This window comes from bacterium, from assembly GCA_035691305.1.
Lineage (GTDB): Bacteria > Sysuimicrobiota > Sysuimicrobiia > Sysuimicrobiales > Segetimicrobiaceae > DASSJF01.
In genome coordinates, this window is sequence record DASSJF010000024.1 from 1 (window position 1) to 26988 (window position 26988).

Annotated in this window: 20 protein-coding genes; 13 read left to right on the plus strand and 7 right to left on the minus strand. The window is 71.1% G+C overall.

All coding sequences use genetic code 11. The features are described from left to right. The 5 genes from VFL28_03950 to VFL28_03970 all read left to right on the plus strand — a co-directional run. Positions 1-582 (plus strand): ABC transporter substrate-binding protein (locus VFL28_03950; GenBank protein HET7263796.1); only part of this gene is annotated, 582 nt, incomplete at its 5' end. A 5-nt stretch (positions 583-587) separates the two neighbouring features. Then, complete coding sequence (locus VFL28_03955) at positions 588-1838, plus strand: amidohydrolase family protein (GenBank protein HET7263797.1); 1251 nt, start codon at positions 588-590, stop codon at positions 1836-1838. Positions 1839-1850: 12 nt separating this feature from the next. Then, positions 1851-3116 (plus strand): amidohydrolase family protein, encoded by a 1266-nt coding sequence (locus tag VFL28_03960; protein ID HET7263798.1) that lies wholly within the window; start codon positions 1851-1853, stop codon positions 3114-3116. Then, on the plus strand, positions 3113-4036 hold the full coding sequence (locus VFL28_03965) for an ABC transporter permease (GenBank protein HET7263799.1): 924 nt from the start codon (positions 3113-3115) through the stop codon (positions 4034-4036). Before VFL28_03960 ends, VFL28_03965 begins: the two co-directional genes overlap by 4 nt. A 94-nt stretch (positions 4037-4130) precedes the next feature. Continuing rightward, on the plus strand, positions 4131-4952 hold the full coding sequence (locus tag VFL28_03970; GenBank protein HET7263800.1) for an ABC transporter permease: 822 nt from the start codon (positions 4131-4133) through the stop codon (positions 4950-4952). A gap of 188 nt (positions 4953-5140) precedes the next feature. Here the strand turns inward: VFL28_03970 and VFL28_03975 are convergent, their stop codons facing one another. Continuing rightward, positions 5141-6658 (minus strand): carboxypeptidase M32, encoded by a 1518-nt coding sequence (locus tag VFL28_03975; GenBank protein HET7263801.1) that lies wholly within the window; start codon positions 6656-6658, stop codon positions 5141-5143. Between the two features lie 75 nt (positions 6659-6733). Here VFL28_03975 and VFL28_03980 point away from each other — a divergent pair, with 75 nt between their 5' ends. Then, positions 6734-7495 (plus strand): creatininase family protein, encoded by a 762-nt coding sequence (locus tag VFL28_03980; GenBank protein HET7263802.1) that lies wholly within the window; start codon positions 6734-6736, stop codon positions 7493-7495. A gap of 1 nt (position 7496) precedes the next feature. On the opposite strand, the gene VFL28_03985 is transcribed toward VFL28_03980, so the two are convergent. Further along, positions 7497-8057 (minus strand): DUF488 domain-containing protein, encoded by a 561-nt coding sequence (locus VFL28_03985; GenBank protein ID HET7263803.1) that lies wholly within the window; start codon positions 8055-8057, stop codon positions 7497-7499. A gap of 224 nt (positions 8058-8281) precedes the next feature. Between VFL28_03985 and VFL28_03990 the strand changes: the two genes are divergently transcribed. The 6 genes from VFL28_03990 (at position 8282) to VFL28_04015 (ending at position 17542) form a co-directional block, all read left to right on the plus strand. Beyond that, positions 8282-9499, plus strand: a complete 1218-nt coding sequence (locus tag VFL28_03990) for an NAD(P)-binding domain-containing protein (GenBank protein HET7263804.1) — start codon at positions 8282-8284, stop codon at positions 9497-9499. Between the two features lie 63 nt (positions 9500-9562). After that, positions 9563-11035 (plus strand): FAD-linked oxidase C-terminal domain-containing protein, encoded by a 1473-nt coding sequence (locus VFL28_03995; GenBank protein HET7263805.1) that lies wholly within the window; start codon positions 9563-9565, stop codon positions 11033-11035. 5 nt (positions 11036-11040) lie between these two features. Then, positions 11041-12351: a (Fe-S)-binding protein gene (locus VFL28_04000; GenBank protein HET7263806.1), complete on the plus strand. Its 1311-nt coding sequence runs from the start codon at positions 11041-11043 to the stop codon at positions 12349-12351. Beyond that, complete coding sequence (locus VFL28_04005; GenBank protein HET7263807.1) at positions 12348-13784, plus strand: FAD-binding oxidoreductase; 1437 nt, start codon at positions 12348-12350, stop codon at positions 13782-13784. The genes VFL28_04000 and VFL28_04005 overlap by 4 nt, the downstream gene beginning before the upstream one ends. Before the next feature lie 53 nt (positions 13785-13837). Next, entirely contained in the window at positions 13838-15394 is a 1557-nt protein-coding gene (locus VFL28_04010) for an MDR family MFS transporter (protein ID HET7263808.1), read from the plus strand. A gap of 27 nt (positions 15395-15421) precedes the next feature. Beyond that, positions 15422-17542: an alpha-amylase/4-alpha-glucanotransferase domain-containing protein gene (locus VFL28_04015; protein ID HET7263809.1), complete on the plus strand. Its 2121-nt coding sequence runs from the start codon at positions 15422-15424 to the stop codon at positions 17540-17542. A 123-nt stretch (positions 17543-17665) separates the two neighbouring features. Here the strand turns inward: VFL28_04015 and VFL28_04020 are convergent, their stop codons facing one another. Further along, a complete protein-coding gene (locus VFL28_04020; GenBank protein ID HET7263810.1) occupies positions 17666-18682 on the minus strand; it encodes a 4-hydroxythreonine-4-phosphate dehydrogenase PdxA in 1017 nt (338 codons plus the stop codon). A gap of 74 nt (positions 18683-18756) precedes the next feature. Here VFL28_04020 and VFL28_04025 point away from each other — a divergent pair, with 74 nt between their 5' ends. Next, entirely contained in the window at positions 18757-20367 is a 1611-nt protein-coding gene (locus VFL28_04025) for a hypothetical protein (protein ID HET7263811.1), read from the plus strand. On the opposite strand, the gene VFL28_04030 is transcribed toward VFL28_04025, so the two are convergent. From VFL28_04030 to treS, 4 genes are all read right to left on the minus strand, one after another. Then, on the minus strand, positions 20364-20693 hold the full coding sequence (locus VFL28_04030) for a hypothetical protein (GenBank protein ID HET7263812.1): 330 nt from the start codon (positions 20691-20693) through the stop codon (positions 20364-20366). The two genes, VFL28_04025 and VFL28_04030, sit on opposite strands and share 4 nt — an antisense overlap. Before the next feature lie 81 nt (positions 20694-20774). Next, positions 20775-21602 (minus strand): helix-turn-helix domain-containing protein, encoded by an 828-nt coding sequence (locus tag VFL28_04035; GenBank protein ID HET7263813.1) that lies wholly within the window; start codon positions 21600-21602, stop codon positions 20775-20777. 7 nt (positions 21603-21609) lie between these two features. After that, on the minus strand, positions 21610-23472 hold the full coding sequence (gene treZ, locus VFL28_04040; protein HET7263814.1) for a malto-oligosyltrehalose trehalohydrolase: 1863 nt from the start codon (positions 23470-23472) through the stop codon (positions 21610-21612). 61 nt (positions 23473-23533) lie between these two features. Beyond that, positions 23534-26896, minus strand: coding sequence for a maltose alpha-D-glucosyltransferase (treS, locus tag VFL28_04045; protein ID HET7263815.1), 3363 nt, complete (start codon positions 26894-26896; stop codon positions 23534-23536). Positions 26897-26988: the final 92 nt, after the last annotated feature.

Here is a 26988-nt window from a genome sequence, read left to right on the forward strand (position 1 = left end):
CTCTGCGCCAAGTACAAGTACGATCCGAAGAAGGCCGCCGAGCTGCTGGACGAGGCCGGCTGGAAGATGGGTCCCAACAACATCCGGATGAAGAACGGCCAGCCGCTCACGATCGAGATCAATTCGATCAACTACGGCAGCGGGAACCTGCCGGAGGTCGAGCTGATGCAGGGCCAGCTGCTCCAGCTCGGGGTCGACGCGAAGATCAAGAGCCAGGCGCGGCCGCCGTGGTACGAGGACAACTACCACTGCGCGACCAACGGGCCGGTGTTGTTCCTGCGCGACTCCGATTTCAACGGCCTCGCCGCGCTGTTCGCGTCCACGAACATCGGCGGGAATTTCAACTGGTCCTGCTACGCGAACGCCGAGGTGGACCGGCTGCTCGCCGAGGGCCGGACGACGTTCGAGCCGGCGAAGCGGCGGGCCACCTACGCGAAGCTCGAGGCGCTTCTGATGGATCAGGCGGTCGCGGTGCCTCTGGTGGACGAGCTGTCCGTCTGGATCGTGCGGTCCACGGTGACCGGCACGAAGTACAACTACTCGGGATATCCCGTGCTGGGCGACGCGACCATCGGCAGGTAGGCCGGGTGACGCCCCGCGGTCCGGAATGGCTGATCGTCCGCGCGTCGCGGCTTCTCGACGGCACCGGGGCGCCGCCGCTCGCCGATCCCACGGTCGTGGTCCGCGGGGGCCGGATCCACGGCGTGTACGGCGGCCGGGCCCCCCGCGGAGACTGGCCTCCGGGGGCGCCTGAGCTCAACCTCGCGGGCCACACGCTGCTGCCCGGCCTCATCGACGCGCACGTGCACCTGGTGCTGCCGGGCGACGGCACCCCGTTCGAGACGTCCGTGCGCGAGCCGGACGGGGTGCTGCTCGCGTCGGCGATGCACAACGCGCAGACCGCCCTGCGGGCCGGAATCACCACGCTCCGCGACTGCGGCAGCATGCGCGACACCTCGCTCGAGCTGCGCCGGGCGCAGCAGCTCGGGTACGCGGCCCTCCCCCGCCTGCACCTGTGCCGGTGTCCGATGACGATCACGGGCGGGCACTGCTGGTATTTCGGCGGCGAAGCCGACGGGCCGGAGGGTGTGCGCGCGATGGTCCGCCGCCTCGTCAAGGCGGGCGTCGACTACATCAAGATGATGGCGAGCGGCGGCGGCACGGTCGGCACCGACTCGTCGCGGCCGTCATACACCGTCGAGGAGCTGCGCGCCGCGGTGGACGAAGCCCACCGGCTCAACCGGCGCGTCGGCATCCACTGCACCTGCGCCGCCGCCACCCGGAACGCGCTCGCGGCCGGCGCGGACCACATCGAGCACGCGCTGTTTCTTGCCGACGCGCGCGGCACACAGCGATACGAGCCGGACGTCGCCGACGCGGTCGCGCAGCGCGGCGTGGGCGTCACGTCGACGCTCTGCGTCGGCCACTTCCTGGTCGACGCGCTCTCCGCCCGGGAGGACCCGACGACGGAGGAACGGGCCGCCGTCGAGCGGTGGCACCGGATGAACGACGGCAACACGGAGAACACGTCACGGATGCGGCGGTCGGGCGTCCGGTACGTCGCCGGCACGGACGCGGGCTGGCGATTCACGCCGTTCGACGGTCTGGTCAGGGAGCTCGAATTGCTCCGCGGCGCCGGGATGTCGGCCGCGGAGGCGGTCGTGTCCGCGACCTCGGCCGCGGCCGCGGCGATGGGCGCCGGCGACGTGGGGACGTTGCGCGAGGGATACCACGCGGACATCGTCGGCGTGGCGGGCGACCCCCTCGAAGACCTTGGGGCCCTCCGGAATCCGGCGATGGTCATGCTCGGCGGCACGCCCGTCGTGCGGCCCGGCTAGAAGGGGACGTCCATGCGCGTGCTGCTCAAGGACGCCGCGGTCGTCTCCATGGCCGGGCCGGCCGCGGCCCGCCCGGCGGATGTCCTGATCGAGGACGGCCGGATCGGCCGGGTCGTGACGCCGCAAGACGCCGGACCGATCGCGGCGGCGGACGGCGGTCCGACTCTCGACCTGCACGGCGCGTACGTCATGCCCGGGCTGATCGACGCGCACTGTCATATCACCCTGAGCGGCGACCTCGTCGAGGCGGAGCTCGCCCACGACCCGCGGACGCGCATCCTGCGTGCGGCGGACAACGCCCGCCGCACGCTGCTCGCCGGGATCACGACGATTCGGGATACCTGCGGGCTCAACGACAGCGACGTGCTGCTGCGCGAGGCGATCGCCGCGGGCAAGATTCCGGGCCCCCGGATTGTGGCGTGCGGGCGGATGATCACGATGACCGGCGGCCACGGCTGGTTCTACGGACAGGAGGTCGACGGCCCGGACGAGGTCCGGCGCGCGGTCCGCGAGCGAATCAAAGTCCGGACCGATTGGGTGAAGTTCATGGCCAGCGGGGGCTTTGCCGAGGAGGGCGAACAGCCGGCGTCGACCCAGCTCGACGCCGACGAGCTCACCGCCGGCGTGCGCGAGGCGGCGAAGGCCGGCCGCAAGACGTGCGCGCACGCGCACGGCGCGCCGTCGATCAAGAACTGCCTCCGCGCCGGGATCGACTCCATCGAGCACGCCTCGTTCATGGACCGGGAAACCATCGACCTGCTGCGCGAGCGGAACGGCTTCATCGTGCCGACCTTCTCGATCTACTACAAGATGAAGGAGACCGGGGCGGACCACCACCTGCCCGCATCCGTGGTCGAGCTGGCGCGCCGCGCCTGGGATCTCAAAGTCGAGCGGTTCCGCGACGCCTACCGCGCCGGGGTGCGCGTGGCGGCGGGCTCGGACAACGGGTCGCCCGCGGCCGCCCATCCGGACATCGCCACCGAGCTCGAAATCTTCGTGCGGATCGGCCTGTCGCCGTACCAGGCGCTTCGCGCGGCGACGGCGGACGCGGCGACGCTGCTGGGGCTCGACGCGGAGATCGGCACGGTCGAGCCCGGCAAACGCGCGGACCTGATCGTGCTCAAGGACAATCCGCTGTCCGACGTCTCCGCCGTCCGCCGGGTGGCCGGCGTGATCCAAGACGGCCACATCATTCGCGCCGACGGCCTCCCGGGGGTTCAGACCGGGGCCGCCGGTCTGCACCGGAGCGCCGCCCTCCCGCACGTCCGCCCGCGGTGATCCGCTACATCTCCGGACGGCTCCTCGCGACCGTCCCGGTCGTCTTCGGCGTCACCCTGGCCGTGTTCTCGATGCTCTACCTCATCCCGGGCGATCCCGTGAAGATGATGCTGAGCGAATTCGCGACGAGCCCGCAGCAGATCGCGCTGATGCGCGCGCAGCTGCACCTCAACGAGCCCTTCGCGCAGCAGTATGCCCGCTTCGTCGTGCATGCCGCCCGGGGTGATCTCGGAGAATCGATCCGCGACCGGCGGCCGGTCACGACGGAGATCATGGAACTCCTGCCGTCCACGGCGCAGCTCGCCCTCACCGCGCTCGTGCTCTCCGCCGCCACGGGCGTCGCCCTCGGCGTCGCGGCCGCGATCCGCCAGAACTCGTGGGCCGACGTCGGCGCGATGATGCTGGCGCGCCTCGGCGTGTCCATGCCGTCGTTCTGGCTCGGTCTGCTGCTGATCTTCGTCTTCTCGCTGCACCTCGGTCTGCTGCCGGCGACCGGCGGGGGCGGACTCGACCACCTCGTGCTGCCGGCGCTCGCCCTCGGCGCCGGCGCCGCCGCGATCACCGCGGCCCTCACGCGCTCGAGCATGCTGGAAGTGCTGCGGATGGAATACATGACGACGGCGCGCGCGAAGGGGCTGGCCGGGCCGTCCGTCGTGTTCCGGCACGGGCTCGCCAACGCGCTCATTCCGATCGTGACGATCTTCGGCCTTCAGGCCGGCCAGCTGCTGGCCGGCACCGTGATCATCGAGACCGTGTTCGGGCGGCCCGGAATCGGCCGGCTGCTCGTCAACGCGATCCTGAACAAAGACTTTCCGCTGGTCCAGGGCGTCGTGCTGTTCGTGGCGGTCATCTACGTCCTCGTCAACCTGGCCGTCGACGTCGTCTACGCCGCGGTCGACCCCAGAATCCGGTATGGTTAGCGGGCGCCCCACACCGGGCGAGGAGTCTTCGGCGGCGCCGCCGTTAAGCGCCGCCCGCCGGGGCGGGACGGCGTCCCGGACGCGCCTTCGCTCCGTGCTGCGCCGCGTGCGGCGGCACAAAGGCGCCGTCACGGGGCTCGTCATCGTCGGCGCCCTGGTCTTCGTCGCGCTCTTTCAGAACGCGCTCGCCCCGGTGAACCCGATCCGGATCGACATCGGCGACGCGCTCGCCGCCCCGGGCTCGGGACATCCGATGGGCACCGATCAGTACGGCCGCGACACCTTCAGCCGCGTGGTCCACGGATCGGGCATCTCGCTGACCGTCGGGCTGATCTCGGTCGGCATCGCGGCGACCGTCGGGACCGCGATCGGGCTCCTCGCCGGCTACTACGGCCGCGCGCTCGACGCGGTGCTGATGCGCGTCGTCGACGTGATGCTCGCGTTCCCCGGGATTCTGCTCGCGCTGGGAATCGTCAGCGTGCTGGGGCCGAGCCTTCGGAACCTGGAAATCGCGGTGGGCATTTCCGGCATCCCGGTCTACGCGCGCCTCGTCCGGGGGTCGGTGCTGGTCGCGAAAGAGCAGCTCTACGTCGACGCGGCCCGCGTGATCGGCGTGCCGGTGCGGGTCATTCTCGGCCGCCACATCCTGCCGAACGTCGTCGCGCCGGTCATCGTCGCCGGCACACTCGGGATGGGGACGGCGATCCTCGCCGCCGCGGCGCTGTCGTTCATCGGGCTCGGCAGCCAGCCGCCGACTCCGGAATGGGGTCGGATGCTGAGCGAGGGCCGCGACTACCTGAGAGACGCCTGGTGGATCTCCACGTTCCCGGGCCTCGCGATCATGCTGACGGTGCTGGGCGTCAACATGCTAGGGGACGGCCTCCGGGACGTCCTCGACCCGCGGCTCAAGGTATAGCGGCGGGGAGCGGCGCGCGCCGCTCCCCGCCGTATACGGCGCCCGGCCGGCGGCGCCGGCTCGAGACTACTGAGACTGCTGGTTGTCGGCCGGCGAACCGCCCACGCGTTCACATCATTGACCACATGCCGTGGCGGTAGATCGCCGCGGCCACGTTGGTCCCCACGTTCGAATCGATGGTGGAATCGCTACCGCAGCCCGTACAACTCCCGGAACTTGGTCTCCAGGTACTCGAGGTACGGTTCGGCGGTCAGGGAGCCGCCGGTGGCGCGCCGCAGCAGCTCCGACGGCAGAAACTTGCGGCCGTGGATGTAGACGTTGTCGCGCAGCCATCCGTAGAGTGTCCCAAACCGTCCGGCGCGGAGGTCGTCGGGAACGGACGGATGCGCGCGTCGCGCCGCCTCGAACAGCTGGACCGACGCGACGTTGCCGAGCGTGTACGATGGGAACGAGCCGACGAGACCGCTCGACCAGTGGATGTCCTGCAGGACGCCGTCAGCGTCGCTCGGCGGCGTCACGCCGAGGTAGGCCCGCATTTTGTCGTTCCACGCGGCCGGCAGGTCGCCCACCGCGAGATCTCCGGTCAGGAGCGCCTTCTCCAGCTCGAACCGCAGCACGATGTGCAGGTTGTAGGTAACCTCGTCGGCGTTGACGCGGATCAGCCCGGGCGTGACGTAATTCACCGCGCGGTACACGCGCTCGGCGTCGGCCGCCTTCAGTTGCTCAGGGAACGTCCGCCGGAGACGCGGGAACGCATACTCCCAGAACGGGCGGCCGCGGCCGACGAGGTTTTCCCACAGGCGGGACTGCGACTCGTGGATCCCGCTGCCCGCCCCGTCCGAGAGCGGCGACCGCTCGAGCGCCGCCGCGGTGCCCTGACTGTACATCGCGTGGCCCGACTCGTGAAAGGTGCCGAACACCGCGGACAGCCGCCGGCCGAATCGCGTCGTGATGCGGACGTCGTCCCGATGGAACTTCGTCGAGAACGGATGCGCCGAGAGGTCCAGCCGGCCTCGCCGCGTATCGTACCCGAATTCCCGCACGGCCTCGAGCGCGAACGTCCGCTGCGCCGTCTCGTCGAACTCGGCGTCGAGGACCCCCGGATCCACGACCCCGGCGCGCGAGGCGATCGCGCGCACCAGCGGCACGACGACCTCGAGCAGCCGGCCGAAGAGCATCTCCAGTTCGCGCGCCGTCACGCCGGGATCGTAGCGATCGACCAGCGCGTCGTAGGGGTGGCCGCCGTAGCCGACGTAGTCCGCCTCTTGCCGCGCCAGCCGGAAGATCCGCTCGAGATGCGGCCGGAACGCGGCGAAGTCGTCCGCCCGCCGCGCGTCCCGCCAGACGTGCGTGGCGACCGCGGCCACGCGGCTCTTCTCGGCGACGAACTCCGCGGGCAGCTTCGACGCCCGATCGAGGTCCCGGCGCGTCATGCGCACCAACGCGGCGGCGTCCGACGCGGCGGCGCCGCCGCGCACGGCGGATTCGGCGGCATCCAGCAGGCGCCGCGTCGCGTCCGACACGAGGTGCTCGTGCGCGAGGCGCGCCAGCGTCGCAAGCTGCAGGGCCCGCCCCTCCGCGCCGCCCGGCGGCATCAGCGTCTCCTGGTCCCAGCGCAGGACGGCCGCGGCCGCCTTGAGATCGGCGATCGTGGCGAGGTGAGACCGGAGCGACGTCATCGGCTCATCGCGCGCGCTGCTGCTCATGGGTCCTCCGGATGGAAGGGGTTCTTTCTCGACCGCCGCGAAGGCGTCTTCGGGAGCACCGCGGAGGAGACCTCGATGCGCGACACCGTCTTGATCGAAGAGATGACCTGGCCGGAGGTGCGCGACACGATCGCCGCCGGGAAGCGGCGCGTGATCGTCATGCTGGCGGCGATGGAGCAGCACGGCCCGCACCTGCCGATCGGCACGGACACCTATCTCGGGTACGCGACCGGCGTGCGGCTCGCGCGCCGGCTCGGCGACGCGCTGGTGGCGCCGGTTATCACGATCGGCTACTCCGCGGGGCATCTTCCGATGGCCGGCACCGTCAGCATCGAGGAGTCCACCCTGGAGAAGACGATCGAAGAAGCGTGCCGGTCGCTCGCGCGGCACGGCTTCCGCGAGATCATCCTGCTATGCAGCCACGGCGGCAACTACCGCGCGCTGCGGGGCGTGCTGCCGCGTGTGCGCAAAGAGCACGCGGGCCTCAGGATCTCGGCGGTCGAGGACTTCGACGAGTGGCTCGAGCACACGAAGGCGTTCGCGGCCCGCGAGGGCCTCGAAATGAAGAGGCTCGGCGTTCACGCGGCCCAGGGCGAGACGTCGCTCATGCTGGCGCACCGGCCGGACCTCGTGCAGATGGACAAGGCATGCGAGGGCTTCACCGGCGATGCCTCGATCCGCTGGCGCTCAAAGGTCCCACCGCCGATGAACGAGATGAGCCCGACCGGCATCCTGGGCGACGCGCGCGGCTCGACCGCGGATCTCGGCGAGAAGATGTTCGCCGAGCGGATCGAACGGCTCGCATCGATGATCGAGGCGGGCGCCCTGGCGGGGTGAACTACTCGGGTCCCGCGTGTGACTCGCGCCGAGTTCGCGGAGGCGGCGACCCCGGATAGGTGACCTTCGTCCCTTCAACGTGAGCCCACGGTGTCAGCGTATGCGGCCGGCCGCTCGCGGGCGCCATGATGTCCACGACCTCGTCCCCGCGCGCGATGAGGGCGTCCGCGACGAGCGACCGGTGGCACCGCCACGGCACCGCCTCGGCGCACATGATCGCGACCGGCCCCGCCTCGCGCGACAACGCCCGCAGCTCGCGGAGCGCCGCCTCGAACTCCGGCGTTTCCATATAGTCCGCGAATCCCCGGAACCCGGTGTTCCGCCACGCGGTGTTGGTGGAATCGGGTCGCGGCCGGCGGAGGCCGCCGAGCGCCTTCATGTGCCGGTACCTGATTCGCCGGTTCGGCAGGGCCCGGCGCAGGTTGTCCTGATTGAACTGCGGAACGTGGCGGGACCGGGGTACCGTGCGGATGTCGACAAGCGTCCGCACGCCGAAGCGCCGCAGCGCCTCGACCAGCTCGTCGAGCGAGCGCGTCGAGTGGCCGATCGTATAGATGCGCATCGAGACACGGTTCCGACCGCGCCGGGAAGGACCCTGCCGGAGCAGCCGCGAACTTCGGCGGACTCGTCAGGATCGCGCCGCAAGGGGGCCGCCGTGACGGATCGGCACGCTGTCTTCATCGGTTCCATTGCTTTCGCGGCGACGGGCCGACGCCGCACAACTGTCGTGACCCCGCTGCGGGCACGCGGATGCTTCGCGCGGAAACCGTAGCGCGGACGAACGACGTGACGGAATCCGCCAACGTCGTCATTATTGGCGCCGGACAGGCCGGACTCTCGCTGAGCTACGAACTGCAGCGGGGCGGCGTCGAGCACGTGATTCTGGAACGGGCCCGCGTCGCGGAGACGTGGCGAGGCCGCTGGGACAGCTTCTGCCTCGTCATTCCGAACTGGACCGTCCAGCTCCCGGGGTACGCGTACACCGGCGATCCCGACGGCTTCATGCCGAGGGACGAAATCGTGGCGCACTTGGTCGCTTACGCGCGGAATTTCGGCGCGCCGGTACGCGAAGGCGTGACGGTAACGGCGCTCGAGGCGGACGAACGCGCCGGCTTCATCCTCCGCACGGCGGCGGGCGCGATCCGCGCCCGCCGAGTCGTTCTCGCCAGCGGCGCGTATCAGAAGCCGCACCGGCCCGCGGCGGCGGCGCAGCTTCCCGCGTCCGTGCACGCCGTCGATGCCGAGCAGTACACGCACCCCGGAGCGCTGCCCGACGGTCCGGTACTTATCGTTGGGAGCGGGCAAACCGGGTGTCAACTCGCGGAGGAGCTTAGGAACGCAGGCCGGGAAACGTACCTGTCCTGCGGCCGGGCGCCGTGGGGGCCGCGGCGAATCGAAGGCCGCGACATCGTCTCGTGGCTCGTCGAGACGCCGTGGTTTGAGGCCACGGTCGCGGATCTACCCAGCCCCGCGGCGCGGCTCGCGGCCAATATCCAGGCGAGCGGCCGAAACGGCGGACACGACTGCCACTACCGTACGCTGCAGGCGCAGGGGGTGCGGCTCACCGGCCACCTCAGGGGCGTCGAGGAGGGTGTCGCGCATTTCGCGTCCGACGTGACGGAATCGGTCGCGTGGGGCGATGAACGCTATGCGCTCGTCCGGGACCTCATCCGGAAAGCCTGCGGCGCCCGCGGCGTGAGAGCACCGGAAATGCCGCCGCCGCTGCCGTTTGCGGCCGAACCGGTCGGGGCCCTCCGGCTCGACCGCCTCGGCGCGATCGTCTTTACGTCGGGCTTCCGGCCGGACTACGGCCGCTGGGTCCGTCTGCCGCAGGCGTTCGATGATATGGGCTTCCCGATCCAGCGCGAGGGCTCCAGCACAGTGGTTCGCGGACTGCACTTCATGGGCGTGCACTTTCAGCGCAAACGAAAGTCGGCGACGTTCCTCGGCCTGGCGGAAGACGCGGGCACCCTGGCCGGCACGATCATCTCGGCGGACCGGTAGAAAGCGGACCGGCGGGGGCGCATCGGCCGTGCGCCTTCGGGCGTCTGCTATACTGAAGTGGCCGTGAGTCTCGCCGAACTCCGCGTTCGTATTGCCGATCGCGACGCGCTCGCCGCCGCCCTCCGGAACGCGGTGGGGCGCGACCGTGTCTTCGCGCGGCCGGTCGACCTGCTGGCGTACGAGTACGACGGCTCCGTCCTCGCGGCCATTCCCGATCTGGTGGTCTTTCCCGAGTCGACGGACGACGTCGCCGCGATCGTGCGGGGTGCGGCGCGCTTCGGCGTCCCCCTCATCGCGCGCGGGTCCGGCACCGGGTTGTCGGGCGGCGCCATCACGCCGATCGGCGGGATCGTCGTCGCGATGAGCAAGATGCGGCGAATCCTCTCGATCGACGTGGACAACCGAGTCGCCGTCGTGCAACCCGGCGTCATCAACCTCGACATCACGCGCGCCGTCGAAGCGGACGGCTACTTCTACGCGCCGGATCCCAGCAGCCAGTCGGCCTGCAGCATCGGCGGCAACGTCGCGAACAACAGCGGCGGCGTCCACACGCTCGCCTTCGGCGTCACGACGAACCACGTGCTCGGCCTCGAGATGGTGATGGGCGACGGCTCGGTCGCGCACCTCGGCGGCCGCGGACCCGACGAGCCCGGCCTCGATCTGACCGGTCTCGCGGTCGGCTCCGAGGGCACCGTCGGCATCGTCACCGCGGTCACCGTCCGGCTGATGCGCCGCCGGGAGACCGTACGCACGATACTCGGCATCTTCGAGACGATCGAGGAGGCGAGCCAGGCCGTGGCGGACATCATCGCCTCCGGCATCGGACCCACCTCGCTCGAGATGATCGATCAACTGACCGCGGAGGCCGTCGAGCCCGCGGTCCACGCCGGGCTGCCGCTGGACGCCGGGGCCGTGCTCTTGATCGAGGTCGAAGGCGTCCGCGAGGGGCTCGCACGGTGCGCGGCGACCGTGGAAGACCTCTGCCGGCGGAACCGGGCCCGCGAGATCCGCATCGCGCGCACCGAGGACGAGCGCCACCTCTACTGGGCCGCGCGCAAGGGCGCCTTCGGCGCGATGGGGCGGCTCGCGCCCAACTACTACCTGCACGACGCCGTCGTCCCGCGCAGCCAGCTGCCGGCGATCATGCACCAGATCGTGGAGATCGCGCGGCGCCACAACATCCGGGTCGCGAACGTCTTCCACGCCGGCGACGGCAACGTCCACCCGCTCATTCCGTACGACGCAACGGTGCCGGGCGAGACCGACCGCGTGATGCAGGCGAGTGAGGAGATGCTCTCCGCCTGCGTCGCGGCCGGCGGCAGCCTCAGCGGAGAGCACGGCATCGGCTTCGAAAAGAACAACTACATGCCCTGGATCTTCTCGGACGCCGATCTCGGTGCGCAGCGGCGGCTGAAGGCCGCGTTCGACCCGGAGGACCGCATGAACCCGTTCAAAATCTTCCCGACACCCGTCTCCTGCGGCGAGCTGCTCACGCGGCGCGCGCCGCGCCTGGCGGCGTCGGGGTTGTGGATCTGAGCGCGATGGCTACGACCGCGGCCGCCCGCCCGATCCCGCGACTCCTGATTCCGGAGCTCGACAAGTGCATCCAGTGCGGGTTCTGCCTGCCCGCGTGCCCGACGTACCGCATGCTCGGCCTCGAGACCGAGTCGCCGCGCGGGCGCATCCACCTGATCGAGGCGGCGGCGCAGGGACGTATTCCGATCGACGACCGGCTCGAGGAGCATATGTACGTCTGCCTCGGCTGCCGCGCGTGCGAGACGGCCTGCCCGGCCGGCGTGCATTTCGGGACGATCATCGAGGCCGGCCGCGCCGAGGTCGGCCCGACGGGGTCGCCGGTCGCCCGGCGCGTGACGCTCGCCGCGCTGCGACACCTGATGCCGCACCCGGAGCGGCTGCGCGCCGCGGCCGGCCTGCTCAGGTTCTACCAGCGCAGCGGGCTCGGCCCGCTCCTGCGCCGCCTGCACCTCATGCCGAAGCGCCTCGGCGAGATGGAATCGCTGCTGCCGGGGGTGCCGGACGAGGCGTTCGCGCCCGCGCAAGAAGTCTTCCCCGCGATCGGCCCCCGCCGCGCCCGCGTGGGGTTCCTGAGCGGCTGTGCGATGAGCGTGCTGTTCCCGGGCACCAACGAGGCGACGGTCCGCGTGCTGCGGCGCAACGGCTGCGAGGTCGTCGTGCCGGCGGACCAGGCGTGCTGCGGCGCCCTCAACATCCACAACGGGGAGCGCCCGACCGCCCAGGCGATGGCCCGCCGCAACATCGAGGGTTTCCTGCGCGCCGGCGTCGACGCGGTGATCATCAACGCGGCCGGCTGCGGCGTCGCGTGCAAGGAGTATCCGGTGCTGTTCCGCGGTGACGACCCCCGGTATGCGGCCCGGGCCGAAGCGTTCAGCAGTATCTGTCGCGACGCGAGCGAGTTTCTCGCCGAGCTCGGCCTCACCGGCACGCTCGGCGAGATCCGCGTGCGCGCGACCTATCAGGATCCCTGCCACCTCGCGCACGGCCAGCGCATCCGCCGCCAGCCGCGCGACCTGCTGCGGCGGATCCCCGGCCTCGAGCTGGTCGAGATGGAGGGAGCCGATCGCTGCTGCGGCAGCGCCGGGATCTACAACGTGGTGGAGCCGGAGTACTCGCGGCGGATCCTCGAGGAGAAGATGCGCGCGGTGATGCGGACCGGCGCGGACCTGCTCGTCGCCCCGAATCCCGGCTGCCTGCTGCAGCTGGCGGCCGGCATCCGCGCGCGCGGCGTGCCGATCGAAACATGCCACGTCGTCGATCTGCTCGACCGGTCCTACGCGGTGGCGTCAACGTCACCGTGGCCCGCCCCTCCATGAGCAGCGTTTCCTCCGCGCAGGACCGGGTGGGCGGGGCGTTCGCTTCGCGGGTCCGCGCGATCGTCGGCGACGCGCACCTGGCGCTCGATCCCGACCGTCTCGACGCGCGGCGGATCGATGGCGTGCGTCCGGGACTGTGGGCGGTGCCCGCGGACGCCGAGCAGATCGCCTCCCTCCTGACCGCGGCCGCGGACTCGGGCGCCGGCGTGATCCCGCGCGGCGGCGGTGCGCATCAGCATCTCGGCAATCCTCCGTCTCGGGCGGACCTTGTGGTGGAGACGACCCGGCTCACCGGCATCACCGACTACACGCCGGCCGACTACGTGGTGGCGGTGCGCGCCGGTACCCCGTTCCGGGAGCTGCAGCAGGCGCTCGCCGCGAACGGGCAGTGGCTGCCGCTCGACCCGCCGGGCGCGGACGCGGCCACGATCGGCGGGCTCGTCGCGGCCAACCGCAACGGCCCCCGGCGCCTCCTGTGGGGGTCGATCCGCGACCTTGTGATCGGCATCCGCGTCGCGCTGCCGACCGGCGAAGTGATCAAGGCCGGCGGCAAAGTCGTCAAGAACGTCGCCGGCTACGACCTGTCCAAGCTGTTCATCGGCTCCTTCGGATCGTGCGGCGTCATCACGGACGTCACCTTCAAGGTCCTGCCGCTTCCGGGCGAAGGTGTGACGGTCCTCGTGACTCTGCCGGGCGCCGCGGCGGCGCACACCCTCACGACCGCGGTGATGCGCTCGTATCTGCTGCCGTCCGCGCTGGAGGCGGCGAGTCCGGCCGCGCTCGCAATGCTCACGAGGAGCGCCGGTGTATCGCTCCCGGCCGGCGACGGCGGCGCGCCCCGCCGCCCGGTCCCCGGAGGCGGAACCGGTGCGGGTGGGGCACGGTGGGGCGTGCTGCTGCTCGCGGAAGGGCTCGAGGAGAGCCGGACCCGCCACATCGAGGAAATGCGCACCTTGGCCGCGGCGGCCGGAGGCCCGCACGCATCGGTCGACGTCTACTCCGGCGCGCCGCACGAAGCGCTGTGGCGGGCGGTCGCCGAGTTTCCGTCCCCGGCGTCGCATCCGGGCAGCGTCGTGTTCCGCGCCGGCACGCCGATCGCGCGCTGGCTCGACGTCGCCGCCGCGGCGGAAGCCGCCGCGGCGGGAGCGCCGCCCGCGGTGCTCGCCCACGCCGGCGTCGGACTGACCTACGTCGCCGCGTGCACGGCCGACGCTCCGGCGCTCGCGGATGCGATCGCCCGCACCGCCGAGGACGCGGCCGCCGCGCCGGGCCTCGGCGGGTACGTCGTGGTCGAAGCCGCGCCGCCGGCGCTCAAGCCCAACCTGCCGGTCTGGGGCTCCGCGCCCTCCGCGGCCGGCCTGATGCGGCGGCTGCGCGCGCAGTACGATCCCAAGGGCATCATGGTGCCGGGACGGCTCGGGTGGCTGTCGTAACGGCCGGCCGGCGAGACGGTCCCGCCGCCCCGCGGACTCAAGCGGGCCGCCGCGTGATCGTCACGGTCGCCGCGATGCTCGGCATGTTTCTCGCGGCGATGGACTCGACGGCGGTCGGCACGGCGATGCCGACGATCGTCGCCAGGTTTGGCGGGTTCGCACTGTATTCCTGGGTCTTCGCGGCCTACCAGATCGCGTTCGTCGTGACGACGCCGATCTTCGGGCGGCTCGCCGACCTGCACGGGCGCAAGCGCATCTACCTAATCGGCATTCTGTGGTTCATCGCCGCCTCCGCGCTGTGCGGGCTGTCCCGGTCGATGGGTGAGCTGGTCTTCTTCCGGCTGCTGCAGGGCATCGGCGGCGGCGCGGTGCTGCCCATCGCGCTCACGATCATCGCGGACCTCTTCCCCGTGGAGCAGCGGCTGCGCATCCAGGGGCTCTTCAGCGGCGTCTGGGGGCTCGCGGCGATCGTCGGCCCGCTGATCGGCGGCGCGCTGGCCGATCACGGCGCCTGGCGCTGGATCTTCTTCGTGAACATCCCGGCGGGGCTCGTCGCAACGCTCATTCTCACCCTGGCGTTCCAGGAATCGCACGCCGCGCAGGGGACGGGGTCGATCGACTACGCGGGCATCGGCCTCTTGTCGGGGGCGTCGATCGTGCTCCTGCTGCTGATGTTCTGGGGCGGCCACGAGTTTGCGTGGCTCTCCGCGCCGTCGTTTGGGCTGGCCGCGCTGTGCGCCGTGCTGCTGCTCTGGTTCGTGCACGTGGAGACGCACAACGACGAGCCGTTCCTGCCGTTCAGTCTGTTCAGCAACCGCATGATCTCCGTCGCCTGCCTCGGCGGGTTCCTGATCGGGGTCAGCATCTTTGGGACCACCGCCTACGTCCCGCTCTTCGTGCAGGCGGTGATCGGCAAGAGCGCCACGACGGCCGGCGAAGCGCTGATGCCGTACATGGTGATGTGGACGGTCTCGAGCATCGTCGGCGGCCGGGTCGCGCTGCGGTGGGGCTACCGGCCGGTGGCGGTCACCGGCATGACGCTGCTGTCGACCGGAGCGCTGCTGCTCACCCGGCTCGACGCGCGGTCCACCGCGGCGGTGGTCTTCATCGACATGGTGGTGTTGGGAAGCGGCATGGGCCTCACCGCCACGATGTTCATCATCGCGATGCAGAACGCGGTGGCGCGGCCGCTGCGCGGCATCGTCACGTCCATCAACATCTTCACCCGCAACCTCGGCAGCGCGATCGGCGTGAGCGCCCAGGGCGCGGTGCTCGTCGGCATCCTCGACGCTCGGCTCGCGCATCTCCCGGCGGCGGTCCGCGTCCACCTCCGCGCCGTGGCGGACCCGCAGGCGATGCTCGATTCGGCCGCGCAGAGCGGCATGAGCGCCGCCGCGCACGACGTCTTGAGGCAGGCGCTCGCACAGGGCATCCACGGGGCGTTCGTGCTGGGACTGGGCCTCGTCGCGCTCGGGCTCGCCGCGGTCGTGCTGTACATGCCGGCCGGCAGCGTCACGGAGCACTCTCCAAAAACGGCCTCGGCCGCCGCGCCGGGCGACCGCCGCGGCGGCCGGGGCCTCGTCGCCGGCGGGGAAAGCGGCGAGGCATGAGGAGCTGCCCGCGCTGAGGGTTCGGCGATGCAACGGCTCGCGCTCTCCCTAGTCCTCCACAACCATCAGCCCGTCGGCAACTTCGACCACGTCTTCGCGAACGCGACGGAGCGGTCATACGCGCCGATGATCGCCGCGCTCGAGCGTCATCCCAAGGTCCGCCTCGCGCTGCACTACTCGGGACCGCTGCTCGCGTGGCTGCGCAAACACCGCCCCGACCTAATCGCGAGCGTGCGGGGCCTTGTCGAGCGCGGGCAGGTCGAGATGCTGACGGGCGCCTACTACGAGGCGATCCTCCCGATCGTACCCGACGCGGACAAGCGCGGCCAGATCCTCAAGATGACCCGCGCGGTGCGGGACGAGTTCGCCTACGCCGCGGACGGCCTCTGGCTCGCGGAGCGGGTATGGGAGCCGCACCTCGCGCGGCCGCTCGGCGAGGCCGGCGTCGCCTACACGATCGTGGACGACACGCACTTCCACGCCGTCGGCCTCGACGACACGCAGCTCCTCGGCTACTACGTGACCGAAGAAGAGGGCGTCGCCGTGGCGTTGTTTCCGAGCCTCCGGCGCCTGCGCTATCTTATCCCGTGGGTCACCCCGGACGAGGTCATTGACTATCTCCGCTCGCTCGCCGACACGGACGTGCGCCCGGAGGGCCGGCGGGAGCCGCTCAACCTCGCGCTGATGGGTGACGACGGCGAAAAGTTTGGGATGTGGCCGACGACGTACGCGCACTGCTGGGAGCGCGGCTGGGTCGACCGCTTCTTTGAGATGCTGGAGACGGCCCGGTGGATCGACCTCGTGCCCCCGGGCGACTACCGGCGCACTCACGAGCCGGCCGGGACGATCTACCTGCCGACGGCGACGTACGAAGAAATGGCGGAGTGGGCGCTGCCGCCGACCCGCGCGGAGGCGCGCGCGAGCCTGCGGCACGACCTCGAGACCGGCGGCCGCGGCGACCTCGCGAGCTTCGTGCGCGGCGGGTTCTGGCGGCACTTCCTTGTGCGGTACCCGGAGGCCAACACGCTGCACCACCTCGCGCTGCGCGCCGGCCGCAAGGTGCACGCGATGCCGCCCGGCCCGGCCCGGGAGCGCGCGCTCGACGAACTGTGGAGCGGCGAGTGCAACTGCACCTACTGGCACGGGGTGTTCGGCGGCATCTACCTGCCCCATATCCGGGGCACGGCGTTTGGGCATCTTATCGCCGCGGAGGCCGAAGCCGACGCAGCGCGCCACGCGGAGCCGTACGTCGAGGCGTCGGCGGCCGACCTCAACGGGGACGGCCGGCCGGAACTCTACCTGGCCACCCCCCTCGAAGTGTGCACGATCGATCCCGCCCGCGGCGGCAGCATCGTCGAATGGGACGACCGGGCGGCGAAGCGGCACCTCGGCAACGTCCTCACCCGCCGTGCGGAAGCCTACCATGCGCGCGTGCGGCAGGAGCCGCCGGCGACCGAAGGCGCCGTCTCGATCCACGAGGCCGGTGACCACGCGAAGGAGCCGGGACTCGACCGCCTGCTTGTGTACGACCGCGTCCGCCGCACCACGCTGCGCACCTGGCTGTGGCCTTTGAGCGCGACGCGCGAAGAGGTGTGGCGCGATGCGGTCGAGGACCTCGGCGAGTTCGGCACCGGATCGTACGCCTGGACCGTCGGTGACAGCGCGGGCGCCGCCGCCGCGTCGCTGATCCGGCGGGCGCCGGTCGGCGGGGGCGAGGTCACGCTCGAGCGCCGGCTCGCGCTCCCGGCGCGCAGCCGGGGCCTCGTGCACGCGGTGCGCCTGACCTGGCACGGTCCCGGCGTCCTGCGGGCGGTGCTCGCGGAGGAGTGGAGTCTGGGCCTGTTTGGACGTCCGGAACAGGTGTGGGCGGCGGCCGGCGCCGGCCCGCACGTCTCGCTGTGGGAGAGCGCGGACCTGCCCCGCACGACGGTGGTGCGCGCCGGCGAAACCTACTCCGGTCTCACCCTGACGTTCACGGCCGATCGCCCCGCGGACGTGTGGACGCTGCCGGTCTTCACGATCTCGAACTCCGAGTCCGGCTTCGAGCGTAACCAGCAGGGAGCGATGCTCATCCTCCGGTGGGAGATCGCCGTGCCCGCCGGAACCGCGTGGGAACAGAGGACCAACGCCGAGGTCGCCTCACGATAGCCGGGAGGGGCCACAGTGCCAATCATCAGACCCTCGAGCAGTTGCTCGCGCCCGCGCATCGCGGACGGACCAGCCGCTCCACGCGGGCAGCCGGGGAGAGACAGACGGGCGCCGGCGGTTCGTTCAGGTCCGGCGCGCGGCGCCCATCCGGCAGGCGATCGTAAAGGCGCGGCTCAACGCCTCGACGTTCGCCCGGTTCTGGCCCGCGATGTCGAACGCGGTGCCGTGCGCCGGCGTGGTAACCGGCAGCGGGAGTCCCCCCTGCACCGTGACGCCGCGGTCGAAGCCCATGAGTTTAAGCGCGATCTGGCCCTGGTCGTGGTACATGGTGAGGACGCCGTCGTAGAGTCCGGCCCGCGCCCTGAGGAAGATCGTATCCGCCGAGAACGGCCCGTCCATCGGAATCCCCTCCGCGGCCGCCTCCCGCACCGCCGGCGCGATCACGTCGATCTCCTCGCGGCCGCACGTACCGCCTTCCCCGGCGTGCGGGTTGAGGCCGGCCACCGCGATGCGCGGCCGCTCGACGCCGGCCGCCCGGAGCGACCGGTACAGCAGCCGCGCGGCCTGCTTGAGCCGCTCGCCGCTCAGTGACGCGGCGACGTCCTTGAGCGGGACGTGCGACGTGACCCGCGTCGTCCACAGTCCCTCGAGCACGTTGATCTCGCACACGTAGTCGCGTACGCCGAGGTACTCGGCGAAGAAGTGCAGCTCGTCCGGGTGCCTGAGACCCGCCTGTTTCATCGCGAGCTTGTTGAGCGGGGCGAAGCACAACGCGTCGATGTGGCCCGCACGCGCCGCGTCGAGGCAGACGCCGAGCGCGCGCAGCACCGAGGCGCCGCCCGCCGGGGTCGCCGTCGTGCGAACGACTTCCTCCCGCCGGACGGTCTCGATCGGGAGGAGGCAGGGTACGCCCGGCTCCTGCCATGCCCGCGCCTCGCCGATCGACGCGACCTCGTGGAGTTCCGTCCGCCGGCCGGCGATCTGCTGCCCGTCGTCCCAGACCCACCGGTCGCCCACGACGACGACGCGCGCCTGCCGCATCAGATCACCGCGAGCGGCGAGTTTGGCGACGATCTCGGGGCCGATGCCGGCGGGGTCGCCGAGCGTCAGCGCCACCGCGGGCAGCGCGCGGGCAGGCATGGCACGTCCTTCACGCCCGGCGCGCGACGTCCTTCGAACGGACGCCGCCGGATCTTCACACCTCCCGTGGTATCATGCCTGCGATGAGGCGCGACGATCTGTGGAGCATCGGACTGCTGCCCGTTCTCGCCGCGGGCGCGCTGGCCGGCTTTCTCGGCCTCTACTGGGACATCTCCTGGCACATCGACAAGGGCCGCGACACTTTCTTCACCCCGCCGCACGACTTCATTTACGGGGCGCTGCTTGCCGTCCTGATCGTCGCCGGCTACGGGCTCCGGCGCGACCGGCGCGACACGCCGTATCACATACGGGCCGGCCGATACCGCCTGCATCCCGGCGTGCTGATCGTCACCGCGGGCGCCGCGCTGGTGCTCCTGTTCGCGCCGCTCGACGACCTGTGGCACCGGCTGTACGGCGTGGACGTCACGCTGTGGGGACCGATGCACCTCGTCGGGCTGTTGGGTCTCGCCGTCGGCCGCTTCGGCGGGCTCGTGTGCGCGTGGATCGAACGCCGGCTCACGGACGATCCGCGGCGGCGCCGGCTGTTCGGCGATCTCGCCGTCTTCTTCACGGCGACGCTGCTGGCCGGGGTGGTCGTCGTCACCGGCGAGTACGAGTTCGTGGTGCCGCAGTTCCCGATGTTCTTCCACCCGGTGCTGCTCGCCGGGCTTCCGGTCTTTCCCCTTCTCCTGATCGCGCTGCTCGCGCCGCGACCGTACGCGGCGACGGTAACGGCGATCCTCTTTACCGCCATGCGCATCGCCCTCGCCGGGTGGCTGATGATTGCCGCGCACCTCGACTGGGGCGGGATCTCACAGCCGTCGATTCCGCTGCTGATCCCGACGGCTATTGCCGTGGATCTTCTCGTCGAGCGGCGCGCGCCCGGATGGCTTGCCGGTGTGGGCGCAGGCGCCGTGACGTTCGCCGCCAACCTCGTCATGATCGACGGCATCGCGCCGGCCGCGGGCGGGATCCGGCTGTTCTGGACGGCGGGCGTGTCGGTGCGCGCGCTGGCGCCCGCGCTCGCGTTGTCGGCGCTCATGGGGGCGGCGGCCGCCGCCGCCGCGGCCTCTCTCGGAGCCGCCCCTCGATCCGGTGTCGCGCCGGAGACCCGGACAGAAACCGGCCAACGCTCCCGCGCACGTTTGAACCGGATCGTCATTGTCCTGGCCGCCGCCGCGGCGCTTGCCGCTGGAAGCGCCGCATCGGTCGTCGCCGCGCCGGCGCTGCGGGTCGCGCCGCGAACCACGGCACAGATCGCGATCGCGGACGGCGGCTCGGGGCGCCCGAGCCTCGTCACCGTCCGGGTTGCCCCTCCGGACGCCCCCCGTGGAGGAGAAATGCTGCTCTCGATGTTCCGGCCCGGCGGGATGATCAACCGCCAAGTCCTGGAACCGGCGGCGCCCGGAGTCTACCGGGGGTGGTACGTCTTTCCCGTCGCCGGCACGTGGTGGTACTACGCGCGGTTCGGGCCGGGACAGTGGGGATCGGTGGCCGGCGGACCGATGGACGTCGGCGGAACACCGGGAACCGTCGACCGCGCCGCCCTCACGTTTCGCGGCAAGCGGGGGCGGGCGCCCGAATACGTGCAGCCGCTCGGCTACGCGGCGTTCGGCTTGCTCGGCGCCCTGGCCCTGGCCGGGATCACGGCCGTCCTGGCCGGGCTGCGCCGCGTCTCCGCCTAGGGCAGCGCGCTGCCGGGGAACCCTCGAATCGGGTGGAGTTCGTACGTAAAGATTCCGGCCCGCACTCCCGGATCTCCGTCCACGATCTTTCTCGTTTCTTCCGCGTTCGTCGTGAAAATGCCGATGCCGGCGACGCCGCTTTCATCGCCTACCGGACACACAATGGGAAGCAAGCCCTGATCCCGCAGCGCAAAGTTGCGACGCCCGTGCTCCCACACGATCTTGTCGCGTCCGGGGTCACGATTCTTCGCGGTCTTATGCAAGATCATGAGGGTGTACGGTTTTGCCGCCTTCAGCCTTTCCCGCATTTGCTCGTCGGTGATCATGCGATCGCCTCCACGCGCAGACGGTCATTCGATGGAAGTCTGCGCCTAAGGCTCGGACGAGTATAGGAAAAATGCGAAGGACTACCGCCGCGCCAGGCGCCGCCCAAACTCGTTGGACACCTCGGCCGCAAACCGGCGGGGCGCGTACCCGGTAAACTCTTTGAACTCTTTCGCGAAGTGGGACTGGTCATGATAGTAGTCGTACACTTCGCTCGTCAACAGATCGTAGCGTCGGTCTCGCGCCCACTTTTCGTAGAACCTCTGAAACCGGAAGATCCGCGCGAGCGTCTTCGGAGACACGCCGACCTGCTCTTTGAACAGCAGTTCCAGGTACCGGCTGGAGTAGCCGGTCTGCCCCTCGAGCGTCTTGATCGGCGTGAGGCCGCCGGTCCTCTTCAGTGTCCGCACGACGTGATCGACGACGGCGGACGACGGCCGGTCCTCCCGGAGCGACGCGGCCAGACACGCCTGCACGTACTGCACCTTCCTGCCCGCGCCGGGCAGGTTGCCGAGACCTTCCCGCCATTCGCGCCCGATCCGGCCGCGCAGGTCCTCAAACGCGAACAGGCCGTTGGCCGTGTCCGCCATCGACAGGTCCAGGAAGCGGTGCGCGCCGTGCGGAGAGAACTCGATCGCGATGAAGCCCGTCGGACGGGGGGCGGACGTCAAGATAGTGGGCCGCTCCTGGACCCCGACGAAGTACAATCCGTGCGCCTTGGTCTCTTGCGGCCGGCCGCCGGGATGCCGCGACAGCAGCGAGTTCCGGTAGGGGATGATCAGCTTGGCGCAGCCGTTTGGGGCGGCGATGCTTGTATCCGCGGACGGCAACCCCGCGTCGCACTCGAACACCCAGAACGACTCGATGTGCGGGCGCAGCTCAGGCCGCGGTTGGACAAACGTCAGCCGCATCAGCGCATCACCGCCCCGCGGAGCTCGGCCGCACCGTTTCGGCCGCGCCCTCAATACTCTGCCTATCGTACAGCGCAAAGGACCAGGGCGCGAGCGTCAGTGCCGCGGAGCCGTGCGACTCCTGTTCGGGTGGCGCCGCGCGGCCCGGGCCCGCCCACCGTGCGTCGGCCGAGTCGAGCAGCAGCACCCAGCGGCCGGCGGGAAGCGGCACCTCGAGAACCGCCGGGGAGGGGGAGTAGTTGAACAACATCACCGCGGCGCTGTCGCCGTGCCAGCGGCGTGCCATCATGACGCGCGCGTCCGGCCCGACGACGCGCACCTCCATCGGTTCTTTGCTCAGGTTGGCCAGCGCCGGGACGGTCTTGCGTAGACGGATCAGCGCCGCGTAGAGTCCCGACAGCGCCCGGTGACGCGGGTCGCGCGCCAGCGCGCGGTTGAGCCGGCACCGCTCGAACGTCTCCGGCGATTGCGGGTCCGGCGGTTCGCCCTCCGGATACTCTTCGCGCCGTCCTCGCCGGACGGCGGCGGCGAGATCCGGATCGCCGTGATCGGTGAAGTACAGGAAGGGCGCCCGCTCGCCGTACTCCTCGCCCATGAACAGAAGCGGTACGAACGGCGAGAGAAGCACCGTCCCCGCCGCTAGCTTCAGCGCCTCGAAGCCGGCGAGGCGGGCCAGCCGCTCCCCGAGCGCGCGGTTGCCGACCTGGTCGTGGTTCTGCGCGCACACGACGAAACGCGGGGCGGGCACGTCGCGAGACGGCGCGCCGTGCCGCCGCCGGCGGTAGGACGAGTACCGGCCCGCGACGACGAACCCGTCCGCCCATGCCAGCGCCAGATCATCGACACCGCGAAAATCTTCGTAGTACCGGATCCGCTCGCCGGTAAGCAGCGTGTGCAGCGCGTGGTGGAAATCATCGCTCCATGCCGCGTCGAGCTCGTAGCCGCCCCGCGCGATGGGGCGCGTCAGGCGCGGGTCGTTGAGATTGCTCTCCGCGATCACGACGACGCGGCGGCCGGCCGCGCGCCCGCTCTCATGGACCTCGGCGCCGAGCTCCTCGAGAATGTGCCGCGCCGATTCGTCGAAGATCGCGTGCACCGCGTCGAGCCGCAAACCGTCGACGTGGAATTCCGTGATCCACCGGCAGGCGTTGTCGAGGACGAAGCGCCGCACCCCGTCGCTGTCGGGGCCGTCGTAGTTGACCGCGTCGCCCCACGGCGTCCGGTACCGGTCCGTGAAGTACGGACCGAACTGCGGGAGGTAGTTGCCTTCGGGGCCGAGGTGGTTGTAGACGACATCCAAGATGACCGCCAGACCGCGGCGATGGCACTCGTCCACGAGCCGCTTCAACCCCTCCGGGCCCCCGTAGGCGGTGTGCACCGCGTAAAGGTCCACGCCGTCGTAGCCCCAGTTGCGGGTACCCGGGAAGTGGGCGACCGGCATCAGCTCGATCGCGGTCACGCCGAGGTCGACAAGCGCGTCGAGCTCGCGGACCACGCCGTCGAAGGTGCCCGCCGGCGAGAACGCGCCGACGTGCAGCTCGTAGATCAGGTAGTCCGCCAGCGCGAGGCCGCGCCAGCCGCCGTCCGTCCACGGGAACGCCGGGTCGGCGACCTCCGACGGCCCGTGCACGCCCTCGGGCTGCAGCCGAGACGCCGGGTCCGGAAACTCCGCGCCGCCGTCGAGCACGTACTTGTAGCGCGCCCCCGCGGCGACCCTCGGGACAATCGCGTCGTGGTAGCCGCGGTCGCGCGGCTCCAGCGCGACCCGCCGCTCGTCGGGGGCGACGAGATGCACCTGAACGGCGCGCGCGTTCGGCGCCCACACCCGAAAACGGCACCGTCCGCCGGTGAGCAGGACGGCGCCCGGCATGCCGTCGAGGCCCCGGGGCCCTCCTGAGCCCGGCGGAGCGTCTCCCCCCGTCACCGCGCGCTCATGCCGGCGGGCGGCCGAGGAGCGTCAGAATGCCGGTGAGCGGGATCCAGGCCCACGCCGGCCGGTTGTTCAACTCGTAGGCGAGCTCGTAACTTACCTTGTCGATGAGGAAGGCGTCGAGCAGCAACTGGGTCGCGCGCGCGTCGGACGGCACGATCGGCGGAGGGGCGGGGCGCACCCCATCCCGCGTCACGCCCGGCGCGGCGGCGTCGAGATATCCGCCAAGGAAAGCCGCCGCCACCCACTGCGTCCACAGCCGCGCGCCGGCCCGAAGCCGCGCCGTTTGGTCCGGGGCCGGAACCGCGCCGCGCGCCGCCTGATCGGCGAGCGCGGCCAGCGCCGCGTAGTCGAACGAACGCAGCATGCCGGCGACGTCGCGCAGCGCGGGCCGCTTGTGCCGCCGTTCGGAGAGGGGCCGGGCCGGTTCACCCTCGAAGTCGATGATGACGAAGTCCTTACCGGTCCACAACACCTGCCCCAGGTGATAGTCGCCGTGGGTGCGGATGCGAACCGCGTCGACGCGGCCCTCCAACAACGGCTGGAGACGTCCGAGCAGTTCGTCTTCGGCCGCGGCGACCTGCTCGGCCATCGGCCGGACGGCCTCCGCGACCGCCGTCAGATTCCGCCGGAGCATCTGCAGCCCCCGGCGGACCGTCGCGCGCACCGACTGATAGATCGACCGCTGGTACATGGCGGTGAGCGGCTCCGGCGCGAAGTCCGGATCCGCCGCATTCGAGGCCAGCGCGAGATGCAGCTCCGCCGTCCGCCGGCCGAGGAGATCCGCGGCGTCGAGGTAGGAGCCGGTCCAGCCGGCCGCCCCCGCGGGACGGCCGGCGCGCGCGGCCGCGATGAGCGGGCCGCCCGGCGGCGCCGGCAGCCGCCCGGCGGCCTCGACGCGCTCGTAGTAGTCCGCGAGTTGGTCGAGGGTGTACTGCCACGCGTCGCCCTCGTTCTGGACGAATCGCGAGAGGATCGCCACGGTCCGGGTTTCGTCGCCGGCGCGGTACTCGATGGCGCCGCCGACCTGCGGCGCGTGCGCAAACGCGGCGCGCTCGGTGAGGAAGCGCCCGATCTCGAAATCCGGGTGCACACCCGTCTCCGGCCGGCGGAACAGCTTCAGGATGCACTGCTCGCCGTAGACGAGGGAAGTATTGCTCTGCTCGCCCCGCAGCACCGATGACTCCGGCACCGGCGCCCCGGCCTGTCCAGCCCACGGCGCGACCGTCCGAAAGGCATGCGTCTGTACGCCGGCAAGGTCGGCGTGGCCGGGACGCGCACGCTTCCGCCGCGCCATCACGTCGAGCAGGGCGAGCGCGACGGCCCGGTCGTAGACGCCGTCGTAGAACACGCCGTCCCCCCCGGCCTCGCGCACGTCGGCGATCAGCGCGCCCGGCAGGTCGCGCCGCACCGCGTCGGCGCCCGCGCCCGCCTGGGCAAACGCGAGCGGCAGCGCGTAGACTTCCGGGTCGCCCTCGACGTAGTCGACGCGCAGCAGTAAGACGTATCCGGCCCAACCTTCCTCACGCCCTTCGGGCACCGGGCGCCGGGATGCGCCGCCGTCGGCGGGCAGCCGCACCGCGTGCTCGACCGCGACCGCGCGCACCGCGCGCCCCTTGCCCCCGAACCAACGGCGGCCCCGGACGAACGTCCACAGCGCGTCGGTCAGCGCGCGATCCCGCGCGGCGACGAGCGATTCCCACCCGTCGGGCGCCTCGAGCGGCGCGCGCGCCGGCAGTTCGGGCTCGCGCGCACCGCGCGACGACGGGCGTTCGAGCGCGAACCAGTAGAACGTGTGCGGGCCGAGGGTCAGGAGATACGGCAGCTCGCCGATCGGAGGAAACGGCGTCCGGCCGAACACCTCGACCGGGACCAGGCCGCTCCAGGCCTGCAGCGGGAGCTCGACGTACTGCACGAACCGGGAGAGGTTGGCGACGATGAGGAGCTGCTCGTCCTCGTGCCGCCGCAGAAACGCCAGCACCTTCCGGTTGTCCGGCTGCAGAAATTCGAGGGTGCCCCGCCCGAAGGCACGGTAGCGCTGCCGCATCGCGACGAGCCGCCGTGTCCACCAGAGCAGCGAGTGCGGGTTGTCGTGTTGCGCCTCGACGTTGACGGTCTCGTAGTGGTACTCCGGATCGATCACCACCGGCAGGTAGAGGCGCTGCGGGTTCGCGCGGGAAAAGCCCGCGTTGCGGTCGGCGCTCCACTGCATCGGCGTGCGCACGCTGTTGCGGTCGCCGAGGTAGATGTTGTCGCCCATGCCGATCTCGTCGCCGTAGTAGATCACCGGCGTGCCCGGCATCGCAAACAGCAGGCCGTTCATCAGCTCGATCCGGCGCCGGTGGCTGCCGAGCAGCGGCGCGAGCCGCCGGCGGATACCGAGGTTGATCCGGGCCGCGGGGTCGTGGGCGTAGACCCGATACATGTAGTCGCGGTCCTCGTCGGTCACCATCTCGAGCGTCAGCTCGTCGTGGTTGCGGAGGAACATCGCCCATTGGCAGTTCGGCGGGATCGGCGGGGTCTGCGACAGGATCTCGATCAGCGGAAACCGGTCTTCCTGGCGGATCGCCATGAACAGGCGCGGCATCAGCGGGAAGTGGAACGCCATCTGACACTCGTCGCCGGCGCCGAAGTACGCGATCGCGTCCTCCGGCCACTGGTTCGCCTCCGCCAGCAGCACGCGGGCGGGGTACCGCTCGTCGATGTGCCGGCGCAGCAGCCTCAAGAACGCGTGAGTTTCCGGAAGGTTCTCGCAGATCGTGCCCTCCCGCTCGTACAGGTACGGGACCGCGTCGAGCCGCATCCCGTCCACGCCCATCTCCATCCAGAAATCGACCACGTCGAGCATCGCCTCGCGCACCGCGGGCGAGTCGAAGTTGAGGTCCGGCTGGTGCGAGTAGAAGCGGTGCCAGTAGTAGGCGCGGGCGGCCGGGTCGAGCGCCCAGTTGGACGGTTCGAAGTCGCGGAAGATGATGCGGGCGTCCGGATAGCGGTCCGCGGTGTCGCTCCAGACGTAGAAGTCGCGGGCCACGGTGCCGGACTGGGCGCGCCGCGCCCGCTGGAACCACGGGTGCCGGTCCGACGTGTGGTTGAGGACCAACTCCGTGATCACCCGGAGCCCGCGGGCGTGCGCCTCCGCGAGGAACACGCGGAAGTCGCGCATCGTTCCGTACGCCGGATGGATGCCGGTGTAGTCGGCGATGTCGTAGCCGTCGTCTTTGAGCGGAGACGGGTAGAACGGCAGCAGCCACAGCGCCGTCACGCCGAGGCTCTGAATATAGTCGAGGCGCGAGGTCAGGCCCGGGAAATCGCCGACCCCGTCGCCGTTGCTGTCGGCGAACGCGCGGACGTGGACTTCGTAGATGACGCCGTCCTTGTACCAGAGGGGATCGGCGGCGCCGGCGCTCCCCGCGGCGCCGCCGTAGGCCGGGCGCCGCCGCGGCGCCGTGGCCGCCG